Source organism: Mesorhizobium sanjuanii (genome assembly GCF_002529485.1).
Classification (GTDB): Bacteria; Pseudomonadota; Alphaproteobacteria; order Rhizobiales; family Rhizobiaceae; genus Mesorhizobium; species Mesorhizobium sanjuanii.
In genome coordinates this window covers 1-10,913 of sequence record NZ_NWQG01000036.1, presented here as the reverse complement: position 1 = coordinate 10,913, position 10,913 = coordinate 1, and the positions used below count along the sequence as shown (strand labels likewise).

The window sequence follows — 10,913 nt, the reverse complement described above, 5'->3', positions numbered from 1 at the left end:
GTGAGCGGCGTCGAGCGAAATCGACATTACCGCTGTGTGTCCAGGCGCGCAGGCGCAATCGCTGCTGGTGCAGAGCGACCACCCCCTGGCCGAAATCGCCGAGGCCTGCGGTTTCTGCGACGTCTATCATTTCGGGCGGGAGTTCAAGCGCTCGGTGGGGATCTCGCCGGCCGCCTGGCGGCGCAGCGAATTGGGTACCGGGCCGGGATACTAAGCCGGCCCATGATCGCTCGAAGCAGCCGCAAGCTGTCCTAGAACTTGCGCGATCTCTAATATAAGTGCACACTTCCGAGTTGGTCGGCGGGAAAACGGCTCATTAGCAAAGCGGGAGGAAACCATGAACAGCATGAGCCTCACTACACTCGAACGCGGCAAGACGACGATCGATGCCGCGGCCCTGGAGGCGCTTTCGGCGCAATTGCGCGGCAAGGTGCTGAGGGAGGGCGATGGCGCCTATGACGAGGCACGCAGCGTCTGGAATGCCATGATCGACCGGCGGCCCGGGCTGATCGTGCGCTGTGCCGGTGCCGCCGACGTCATCGCGGCCGTGAATCTCGCCAGGGAAAACCGGCTTCTCGTCGCGGTTCGCGGCGGCGGCCACAACATTGCCGGCAGCGCCGTCTGCGACGGTGGGTTGATGATCGATCTTTCGCCGATGAAATCGGTGCGGGTCGATCCGCCGACGCGGCGGGTCTGGGTGGAGCCAGGGGCGACGCTTGCCGATGTCGACCTGGAAACGCAGGCTTTCGGACTGGCGATACCGACCGGCATCAACTCAACCACCGGCATATCCGGCCTGACGCTGGGCGGCGGCTTCGGCTGGCTGACGCGAAAATTTGGCCTGACCATCGACAATCTTCTCAGCGCCGATGTGGTGACCGCCGACGGCAAGCTGCTGCGCGTCAGCCAGACCGAGAATCCGGACCTGTTCTGGGCGCTGCGCGGCGGCGGCGGCAATTTCGGCGTCGTCACGGCTTTCGAGTTCAAGCTTCATCGTGTCGGTCCTCAGGTTCTGTCGGGACTTGTCGTTCATCCCTTTGCCGATGCCCAGGATGTGCTGCGGGAATACCGTGATGCGCTCGAACTGGCGCCCGACGAACTGACCTGCTGGGTGGTCATGCGGCAGGCGCCGCCACTGCCCTTCCTGCCGGCTGAATGGCACGGCAAGGAGGTGCTGGTTCTGGCCATGTGCTATTGCGGCGATCTTCAGGAGGGAAAGAGAGCGACGAAAAGGCTTCGCGCCATCGGCACGCCGATTGTCGATGTCGTCGGTCCCAATCCGTTCGCGGGCTGGCAGCAGGCATTCGATCCGCTGCTTACATCAGGCGCCCGCAACTATTGGAAGAGCCATGATTTCACCGGGCTTTCCGATAGCGCGATCGAGGTCGTCACGGCAGCGATACCAAGGCTTCCGGGGCCTGAATGCGAAATATTCCTTGGCCATGTCGGCGGCGCGGCGGGCCGGGTGAAAGCGGACGCAACGGCGTTCCCGCAGCGCAGCGCGCATTTTGTCATGAATGTCCACGCCCGCTGGCGCGAACCGGAAATGGACAAGACCTGCATCGACTGGGCGCGCGGTATCTATGAGGCGGCCAAGCCCTATGCCGCAGGCACGGCCTATGTGAATTTCATGCCCGAGGACGAGGTCGACAGGGTCGAAGCGGCCTATGGCGACAACTATCGGCGGCTTCTGGAGATCAAGCAGCGCTACGACCCGCTGAATCTGTTCCGCATGAACCAGAATCTGCGGCCGAGGGAAAATCTGCAGGCCGCATAGGGTGAGCGCGTAGTGGCAAGGCCCGCGCCTCCGGCGGCGGATGCGGCGCGCGGGCTTGTCACGTGTCCGACAGGGCCGTTACTGAACCTTTTGCCGGAACTTCGAATGACAGCTTGAGCAATCCTGCAGGATAAGATGCAGGAGGTGCTCGGCCGGAAGTTTGGGGGGATCGGCCTCCGCCGCCGGCCGCTTGCCGAGCAGGCTGCCGCCGCCCATCGCCAGGCCGGAACCCATCCTCATATCGCCGGTGATGCCGGCCGGTGCCTGCCTGGCCTTGGCGGCCAGTGCCTCGGCCAGCGTCCCCATGTGATTTGCCAGCGCCTCGAATTCCGGACGAGCTTGTTCAATTTCCAATCTGGCGCCTGAAGGCGCGCCCAATGTCGTGCTGGGAAATTCCGCGATCAGGGCAGGGCCGGAGCGGGCGCGGATGGTCTCGGCCGGCACCCTGAACGCCGCTGCGTCATAGGCCAGCTTGCCGTCGAACATTTCGGCGATGGTTTTCGCGGCGATCGCCATCTCCTTCATCGAAGCCTGGCGTGCCTCGACGATCGGCTCGCGGCCGCCGGCGGCGACCACCGAGCACGTGCAGACAAGCGAGAGCGTCGCGGCTGCGGCAGCCCATTTCACTGGACCAGGCTTTCTCCCGCCAGTTCGTCGATGATCGGGCAATCCGGCCTGTCGTCGCCATGGCAATGCTCGACCATATGATGCAGCAGACAGCGCAACCCATTGAGTTCGGCTATCTTTCGGTCGATCTCCACCAGCCTCGCCTCGGCTATGGCCTTGACGTCCGCGCTCTCGCGGTCCTTGTCGTGATAGAGCGACAGCAACTGGCGGCACTCGTCGACAGAAAACCCCAGGCTGCGCGAGCGCTGCAGAAATCGCAAGCGGTGGATGTCGGAGACTGAGTAATCGCGATAGCCGTTATCGGTCCGGGCCGGACGTACAAGGCCGATGTCCTCATAATAGCGTATCGTCTTGGATGGCAGGCCGGATTTTTCGGACGCGATACCGATGTTCATGGTTGGAATCTCCTTTTCTTGCTGACCCTGATCTTTCCGAAAACCGGTTCCCACTGTTCGGGATCGTGGTCTAAGCCCGCACGTCGACAATGCCCATCATGCCGAGTTGTTCATGTTCCAAGATGTGGCAATGATACATGCGCGGCCCGGGCCGGTCCTGCCGCAGCAGGAGCCGCACCGTTTCGCCGCGCGTGACGTTGACGGTGTCTTTCCAGGCGAGGTAGGGCGCTTTCGAGACCTTGCCGTCGCGTTCGTGCTCCACCACCTGGAACTGGGTGCCATGTACATGGAAGGGATGATCCATATCGGCCTCGTTGACGATTTCCCAGAGCTCGACCTCGCCTTGTTTGGCAACGATGTCGACACGCCCCATGTCGAAGGCGGCGCCGTTGATCAGGAACCCCATCTCCATGCCGTTGGCATTCATGGCCATGGTTTCGGTGAAAACGAAGCGCCGGCTGATTGAGGGCGCACCAAGCCGCGCGATCGGCCGCAGCCTGTCGGGCAGCGGCGGGACCGGTTCGGCCGGCGTCTGCGACACATGGACGGTGAGCAGCGTCAGGCCGGCATCGGCCGGCCGGCCAGCGCCCATCCAGCCGCGATCGTAATCGAGCGTATACAGTGTCGCGGGGCCAGGTTTCTCGAAGGAGACAATCACTTCGAGGCGTTCCGCCGGGCTGAGCAGGATGTCGTCTGCCGCCACTGGCGCCTCCAACAGACCGCCGTCCGTCCCGATGATCGTCATCGGCGCGCCGTCGAAGGAGAGCCGCAGGAAGCGCGCGTTGGTCGCATTGTAAAGCCGGAAACGCCGCTTTGTGCCAAAGGGCACCGTCAGCGCAGGGTTCCTCTGTCCGTTGACCAGCACATGGTCGCCGACACGTCCATTCATCAGGTCCGTCATCGTATTGTCGGGCAAGGTGCCATCGGCCGCAAGTCGAAGGTCGGTGAACACCAGCACGGTGTCGCCATAGGCGGCCGGAATGGGGTCGGTCCCTGGCTTGACCAGGAACACGCCGGCAAGGCCGCGATAGACCTGCTCGGCCGTCCTGCCGTGCGGATGCGGGTGGTACCAGTAGGAGCCGGCGCTGCCTTCCGGCAGCTCGAAGCTGTAGCTGCGATCGATACCTGTCTCGACCGGGTCCATCGGATTGCCGTCCTGGTCGGCCGGCACGGGCATGCCGTGCCAATGAATGGTGCTCGCTTCGTCCGGGATACGGTTGGCGAAGGTGATCTCGACGCGGTCGCCCTCGACCGCCTCGATCAGCGGTCCGGGGCTCATGCCGTTATAGCCGAGGATCGGCGTGTCCAGCCCTTCGGCAAAGCGCACGGTGGCGGGCCCGGCCGTCAGCCTCGCCTTGAATTGGCCGGGCGTGGCGGCTTCGTTGGCGAGGCGGGGCAAATCGCGCAGCGCCTCGCCCTCGGGCAACACGACAGCGCTTCGCGGTGGCGCGCCCATGTCATGGCCCGAGTGATCGCCCATGCCGGGCATGTCGTCCATCTTCATCTGGGCCATGGCGGGTCGGCCCGCAAGAACCGTCACGAGGCCCGCCCTCAGAAAACTGCGTCGATGCATCTGTCGTCTCCAGCCGTCACGCGAAGACGCTAAGGGTTCCAGTTGCTGGAAGGTCAAGTGTGTTTGTTGAGGAGCGCCGTCAGGCCCGTCTTCCGGTGGTTAGCCGAATGAAGCCTCCACGGTCAGAAGCGTGGCTTGTCGCCCGTCGCCGAGCTTTTCTGACCCGAACGGGTCTCCAACTGCCACCCGCAAGCAAGGTCTAGTCATTTCGTTTGCTTGACTCGACCGGCGAAAACGGGCAGCAAAGCCGGATATGGAGGGCAATTTTGCCACTTTCATAGTCATGAAGGGTGCATATTTCGAAGTGACCGCCGCCAAATCGGCGACCGGTGGAGGGATTGGTTAACCAACTTTGTCCATCTTTTGAATCAATCGGCAACAGCAGCGAAGGGTGCCGGGGGGCATCAGGCGAACTGTGATCGTAACGGATGCGAGGGCGCAAGCCGGCAAGCCGATTGAGAGTGTTGTATGGCGTTTGTGTATTCGAAAACCCGGGGTGACAATCCATCTGGATTGACTTCGATGAGGCCCAGCCTGCGTTGGGTCGCGGTTCCAGCTGTCGGCGCGGCGGTCGTTTTGTGGTCGGTGGCGACCATGGCCGGCCTCTACTCGGTGGGGGCATCGCTCACTGCCGCTTCCAACAGCCTGCCGCAGAGCCTGCTGGCGCCGCGCACCATCGCGTTCGCCGATCAGCGCAGCACGCTTGCAAATTCCTGGGCCCACTCATGGGCGCCGCAGCTGTCGACCGGCCGGCAGGCATCGCTGCTCAATCGATGCGACGCCGGCTGCATGCACGCCGCCGGCAGCTTCTCGCACGATGGCAAGGCGGCGCGCATCGAGCCTTTGGCGCGGTCGAACGAGGCCGCTCCTGTCCGCGACCGCTTCGATAGCGTGGTGGCGAAAGCCGCGTTGTCGCCGCAAAAGCTTGCCGCCGCCTTTGCCAATGCCTCTTCACACGTTCCTGGCGCACCATCGGCGCTTGCCAGCCTGCCGGTGGGGGCTCGCTTTGCAGGCGCCGCGCGCGTGCCGGACCCGCGTGGTCCCGCATCAGAGCGCTTCGGGCCTGAGGTCGCGGTGATCGAACGATCCTCACGTCTGGCGCTGGCGTTGGCGAACGCATTGCCGGAACAGACGATCGCTGAACAGATGATCGATGTGCTGCCGCCGGCGGCAATGGCAAATGATGCTGCCGCCGCGCAAGAGCCGCAGCAGGGCGAAATGCAAGTGGCCTCGCTGCCGCCCCAGGACGAGATGCCCGACAGCATTCCGGTGCCAAGTTTCCGTCCGCAGGCGAAAAGCGAGCAGTCGGACGAGGCGCCCAAGGCACCTAGCACCCAGCCGGCCAAGCCTTCCAAGGCTGCCCAGGCACCCAAGGCCAAGGCAAGCAAGACGGTCGATGCGCCGCAAGTCGAGACGCAATCTCCAAGAGCCTTGTCGCCGCGCAATTCGGCACTCGCCGCGCTGCCAGGCGTGGAAGGCAGCCAAGGCGTGCAAGGCAACCCGGCCAGCCGGAACACGCGTGCCAGCCAGGGCACGCAAAGCGGCCAGAGCACGCAAAGCGGCCAGGGCAAGCCGGCCAAGCGATCGAAAGCTCAGGCCGGCGACATGCTGGCCTTTGCCAAGCCGGACAATCCTGAGCGCGGCGTCGGCGGGGCCTTCAAGAACCTTTTCACCAGGCCATCCCTTGGCAGCGGCGTCGCCGTCTACGATATCTCGGCGAAAACCGTCTATATGCCAGACGGTTCGCGTCTCGAGGCGCATTCGGGCATTGGCTCGATGGCCGATAAGCCGCAATACGCCAACCGCAAGAATGTCGGCCCGACACCGCCCGGCACTTATGACTTGAAGCTGCGCGAATCGCGCTTCTACGGCGTCGAGGCGATACGTCTCACCCCCACCAGCGGCGACAACAAATATGGCCGCGACGGCCTGCTCGCCCACAGCTACCTGCTGCGCGGCGGCCGTGCGGAATCCCATGGCTGCGTGGCCTTCAAGGACTATGCGCGCTTCCTGGCCGCCTACAAGAAGGGCAAGATCAAGCGCCTCGTCGTGCGCGGCTAGTCAGCCGCTGACCCCGATCGCGTCGAAGGAGCTCTGCCCGTAGACCCGCAGCGGCGAGAATGAAAGCCGCCGCAGCCACCGGATTGTCAGCAGCCGCCACCGAAACCGTTTTCATTCCCGGCGGGGCGGACTATGACTGGCCGGGGCGGGTCGGCTCCGGTTCACCAAGAGGATGTCATGACAATACGCGCTGTCGTCTGGGGCGAGAATATCCATGAGCGGACCAATGAGGTGGTCGCGGGCATTTACCCCGAGGGCATGCACGCGACGATCGCCAAGGCGCTGAATTCCGACAAGGCGATCTCCGCCTCGACCGCGACGCTGGAGCAGCCGGAGCATGGCCTGCCAGCGAGCCGTCTGGCCGAAACCGATGTTCTGGTGTGGTGGGGGCACAAGGACCATGGCGCGGTCGCCGACGAAATCGTCGAGCGCGTGGCACGCCGCGTCTTCGAAGGCATGGGGCTGATCGTTCTGCATTCCGGCCATTTCTCGAAAATCTTCAAGAGGCTGATGGGCACGCCGTGCACGCTGAAATGGCGCGAGGCAGGCGAGCGCGAGCGGCTCTGGGTGACCAGCCCCAGCCATCCGATCGCTGCCGGGCTGGCTGAGTATTTCGAGCTCGAAAACGAAGAAATGTATGGTGAGCAGTTCGCCGTTCCGGAGCCGTTGGAGACGGTCTTCATCTCCTGGTTCCAGGGTGGCGAAGTGTTCCGGTCGGGGCTGACCTATCGCCGGGGCGCCGGCAACATCTTCTATTTCAGGCCGGGCCATGAGACTTATCCGACCTATCACGACGCCACCGTGCAGAAGGTGCTGCGCAACGCGGTGAAATGGGCGCACAACCCGCAAGGCGCAAATGCGGCCGTCCTCGATGCGCCGAACGTGCCGGTGGAAAAGGCGCTCGAGCCGATCGTCGAGCGTGGCGGCAAGCTCCATGCCGCCGGCGAAGCCGGCTTTCGCTAGACCGTGATCCTGAACCTTCGATTCGGAAAAATAGTGGTCAAACAAAGAAGATAGAGCCCTATCCTAAGGATAAGAATCATGCGGCTTTTGATACTCGGCACCGGCTGGATGGCGCAGGAGCACGCCCGGCAGTTCGGCAAGATCGAGGGCGTCGAACTGGTCGGCGCCGTCGATGTCGACCGTAAACGCGTCGATGAGTTTTCCGACAGCCACGGCATTCCCAACCGGTTCACCTCGCTGGAGGATGCGCTGGCATGGGGTGAGTTCGATGCCGCTGCAAACGTGACGCCGGATCGCATCCACCATCCGACCACGATGATGCTGGTCGCGGCGGGCAAGCCGGTGCTGTGCGAAAAGCCGCTGGCGGAAAACTTCGAGAAAGCCAGCGAGATGACTGACGCCGCCGAGCGGGCCGGCATCATCAACATGGTCAACCTGACCTATCGCAATGTGGCGGCGCTGCAGAAGGCGCGCGCCATGGTGCTGGCCGGCGAGATCGGCCAGGTCCGGCATGTCGAGGCGTCCTATCTGCAGAGCTGGCTGGTGTCCAAGTTCTGGGGCGATTGGCGCACGGACCCGAAATGGCTGTGGCGCCTGTCGCGCGGCCACGGCTCCAATGGCGTTCTGGGCGACGTCGGCATCCACATCCTCGACTTCGCCAGCTATGGCGCCGCACTCGACATCGATCATGTGTTCTGCCGGCTGAGAACCTTCGACAAGGCGCCCGGCAACCGGATCGGCGAATACGAGCTCGACGCCAATGACAGTTTCGCCATGGCGCTGGATTTCTCCAACGGTGCGTTCGGCATGGTGCACGCCAGCCGCTGGGCGACCGGCCATCTCAACGAACTCAGGTTGCGCATCTATGGCGACAAGGGCGGCATCGAAGTCGTGCACAATCTGAACGGCTCGGAGCTGAAGGCGTGCATGGGCGAGGACATCGAGAACGCCAAATGGCAGGTCCTCGATCCAGGCTCGGTGCCGACCAACTACCAGCGCTTTGTCGGTGCGGTGCTGAGCGGCGTGCAGGGCGAGCCGTCGTTCCGCCATGCCGCAGAACTGCAGAAGGTGCTGGATCTTGCCGTCGTCTCGGACGAAAAACGGGCAGAGCTCAAGGCGCACGCCGACACGCAGTGAGATCTTTCGAGGAGGAGCCAGCCATGGTCACGCGCCGCGCCGAATGTTCCTGCGGTCAGCTTTCCGCAATTTGTTCGGGTGAGCCGGTTCGGGTTTCGGTATGCCATTGCCTGGCCTGCAAGCGGCGCACCGGTAGCGCGTTCAGCTTCAATGCCAGGTTTCCCGAGGACAAGGTGTCGATCGAGGGACGATCGGCCGAGTTCATGCGCATTGGCGAGCAGGGCGGCCGCGTCACCTACAATTTCTGCCCGGACTGCGGCACCAATGTCCACTACCGGATCGACACGCAGCCCGGCCTGGTCGCCATACCGGTCGGCGCCTTCGCCGATCCTTCGTTCCCGCAGCCCTTCCAGTCCTTCTATCACGACAGCCGGCGCTGCCAGTGGGTCGAGGTTCGCGCCGAGCCTCTGGCGACGTTCGGCTGACGTTTTGGACAGTGCAGCCTGCTGATCCAGGGCGGGCTAACGATCGTTTGGTCGATGAACCGGAACCATCCACACTCTCCACGCATTCGATGGACTGTGAACACGATGACTTCCAACAATGATCCGGGCGGGCCACCGGCGGGCTGGACGATCAAGCTCGGAGAGTCGCCCATAGTCGGTACAGCTATCCACAGCGGCACCGACGTTGGCAGGGCTTGTCGATCGCTTATGTGCCTTTCCGATCCCGACCGGCGTCGAGAAGAGGACCCTTTCACCGAACGCTTCATCGCCGATTTTCCCACCCAGATCATCGTTCATCGGTCACGCTTCCAGGTGGACCTGAACCGCGCGCGCGACGCCGCGGTCTACCGGTCGCCGGACCAGTCCTGGGGTCTGAAAGTCTGGCGAGAGCAGCCGGCCGAGGACATCGTTAAGGAGTCTCTCGCCTTTCACGACGCCTTCTACAGTGAGCTGAACCGTGTCCTTGCCGGTATCGAGAAGCGCCATGGCAGGTTCGTGCTCATCGACGTCCACAGCTATAATCACCGGCGCGGCGGACCGGAGGCCATGCCTACATCTCGCGACGCCGCGCCCGACATCAACATTGGCACCTCTTCCATGGACCGTGAGCGCTGGGCACCGGCTGTAGACGCCTTCATAGAGGCGCTTCGCGGCCACCAGCTCAACGGCGAGCCGATCGACGTGCGCGAGAATGTGTCTTTCCAGGGCAAGGGCGAACAGACCCGTTTCGTCCATGCCAATTTTCCCGAAAACGGCTGCGCCATCGCGGTAGAGTTCAAGAAGATTTTCATGGACGAATGGAGCGGCGAGCCCGATTGGGCGGCAATCGAGCGGCTGCGCGCCATGCTGGCCTCCACGGTGCCCGTCCTGGAGTCGGCGCTGCGGGCCATGCGATGAAGCCCAAGCTCGTCGAGCCCGCGCCGCTGGCGCAAATCGAAACGGACCTGGACGCGCTTTTGCGGGACGGCAAGCCAATCCGCCACGACTTCGGCAACGGCAACCGTTTGCACATGGATCGGCCGTTGCCCTTCCTGTGTGTCCATGTCGGGTCGCATCAGGATGCGGCGTTCCATGCCGTCTCCGCCAACGCCTCCTATCTGATCGCGGCCGACATTGACCTCGCCGGCGAGGTCGCGCGGCTGGTGGCGCGAAGGATGCGCGATCACTGCGGCGCATTCCTCATGCTGGACATCGGCGAGCTGGCCGAAGACCGGTTCCTGACCGAGGATGTGCCGTTCCTGCCGCCTTTCGAGATTGCGCTGGCCTGCGGCAATACGGCGGCGGAGAAGGCGGCGCTCAAGCGCTTCGCCACGGCTGCGTCCGCACCCGAAGCAAAATACCGAACGCCCCGCGTGGACGAACTCAACCCCACGACACGCGCCGAAGCACGGCTCTGGGATGATCCCGGTGACGCGGCGTGCCTGACGGTACGTTTCGCACCGATCTACAGGGCGCCCGGCACCAACCGCGTCTATCCTGAACTGCGCGACCTCGTCGTCGCCAACATGGTCGATTCCGCGCTTCAGGCCGTCAGCGCCTTCCTGAAGGCATCAAGGCTGGAACCGCCGGCGACCCATCGTTCACTAGGGCGCCGGGTGTATATCGATGCGGTCGTGCGCGCCGACCGCGCGATCGACGAGGTCGCGTCGACATTCGATTTTCTGCTTGCCGTCACACCGATCAATGCCGAACCAGCCTGGCTGGAATTCCAGGCAGGCGCCTTCGAGCGTGTGCCGGCACTGCTCTACAGGCCGCTCGAGTTCGAGGTCGCGGCCCAGAAACGGAAGCTCTATTCGGTCTCGCTCGATCATCTGGAAGATCCGCTGCTGACCAGGCTTCTCTCCGAAAAGCGGCAGGAACTCGATCTCCAGCTGTCGATGCTCGCGGCACGCGGAACGCCCGGCTTCGCCGAACTCGGACGCGCACTCTATGGC

The 10,913-nt window shown here is 63.7% G+C and carries 11 protein-coding genes; 8 read left to right on the top strand and 3 right to left on the bottom strand.

All coding sequences use genetic code 11. The annotated features are described in order from the left end of the window. Positions 1-34 precede the first annotated feature (34 nt). Both CN311_RS06890 and CN311_RS06885 read left to right on the top strand, forming a co-directional pair. Complete coding sequence (locus CN311_RS06890) at positions 35-214, top strand: helix-turn-helix domain-containing protein (protein WP_280954025.1); 180 nt, start codon at positions 35-37, stop codon at positions 212-214. A 123-nt stretch (positions 215-337) separates the two neighbouring features. After that, entirely contained in the window at positions 338-1,777 is a 1,440-nt protein-coding gene (locus CN311_RS06885) for an FAD-binding oxidoreductase (protein ID WP_097572581.1), read from the top strand. A gap of 78 nt (positions 1,778-1,855) precedes the next feature. On the opposite strand, the gene CN311_RS06880 is transcribed toward CN311_RS06885, so the two are convergent. The 3 genes from CN311_RS06880 to CN311_RS06870 all read right to left on the bottom strand — a co-directional run bounded on the left by CN311_RS06880 (position 1,856) and on the right by CN311_RS06870 (position 4,339). Beyond that, positions 1,856-2,404 carry a cytochrome c gene (locus tag CN311_RS06880; protein ID WP_245440758.1) on the bottom strand — a complete coding sequence of 183 codons (549 nt, stop codon included), beginning with the start codon at positions 2,402-2,404 and terminating at the stop codon, positions 1,856-1,858. Beyond that, positions 2,401-2,799, bottom strand: coding sequence for a Cu(I)-responsive transcriptional regulator (gene cueR, locus CN311_RS06875; protein WP_097572580.1), 399 nt, complete (start codon positions 2,797-2,799; stop codon positions 2,401-2,403). Before cueR ends, CN311_RS06880 begins: the two co-directional genes overlap by 4 nt. Before the next feature lie 70 nt (positions 2,800-2,869). Further along, positions 2,870-4,339, bottom strand: coding sequence for a multicopper oxidase family protein (locus tag CN311_RS06870; protein WP_245440757.1), 1,470 nt, complete (start codon positions 4,337-4,339; stop codon positions 2,870-2,872). Positions 4,340-4,894: 555 nt separating this feature from the next. Between CN311_RS06870 and CN311_RS06865 the strand changes: the two genes are divergently transcribed. The 6 genes from CN311_RS06865 to CN311_RS06840 form a co-directional block, all read left to right on the top strand. Then, complete coding sequence (locus CN311_RS06865) at positions 4,895-6,433, top strand: tlde1 domain-containing protein (protein WP_097572578.1); 1,539 nt, start codon at positions 4,895-4,897, stop codon at positions 6,431-6,433. Between the two features lie 177 nt (positions 6,434-6,610). After that, positions 6,611-7,396 (top strand): ThuA domain-containing protein, encoded by a 786-nt coding sequence (locus CN311_RS06860; RefSeq protein WP_097572577.1) that lies wholly within the window; start codon positions 6,611-6,613, stop codon positions 7,394-7,396. Between the two features lie 78 nt (positions 7,397-7,474). Then, positions 7,475-8,533: a Gfo/Idh/MocA family protein gene (locus CN311_RS06855; RefSeq protein WP_097572576.1), complete on the top strand. Its 1,059-nt coding sequence runs from the start codon at positions 7,475-7,477 to the stop codon at positions 8,531-8,533. Between the two features lie 23 nt (positions 8,534-8,556). After that, on the top strand, positions 8,557-8,958 hold the full coding sequence (locus tag CN311_RS06850) for a GFA family protein (RefSeq protein ID WP_097572575.1): 402 nt from the start codon (positions 8,557-8,559) through the stop codon (positions 8,956-8,958). A gap of 105 nt (positions 8,959-9,063) precedes the next feature. After that, entirely contained in the window at positions 9,064-9,876 is an 813-nt protein-coding gene (locus tag CN311_RS06845) for an N-formylglutamate amidohydrolase (protein WP_097572574.1), read from the top strand. Further along, on the top strand, positions 9,873-10,913 hold a 1,041-nt coding region (locus CN311_RS06840), incomplete at its 3' end, for a tyrosine/phenylalanine carboxypeptidase domain-containing protein (protein ID WP_115504239.1). The genes CN311_RS06845 and CN311_RS06840, both read left to right, overlap by 4 nt.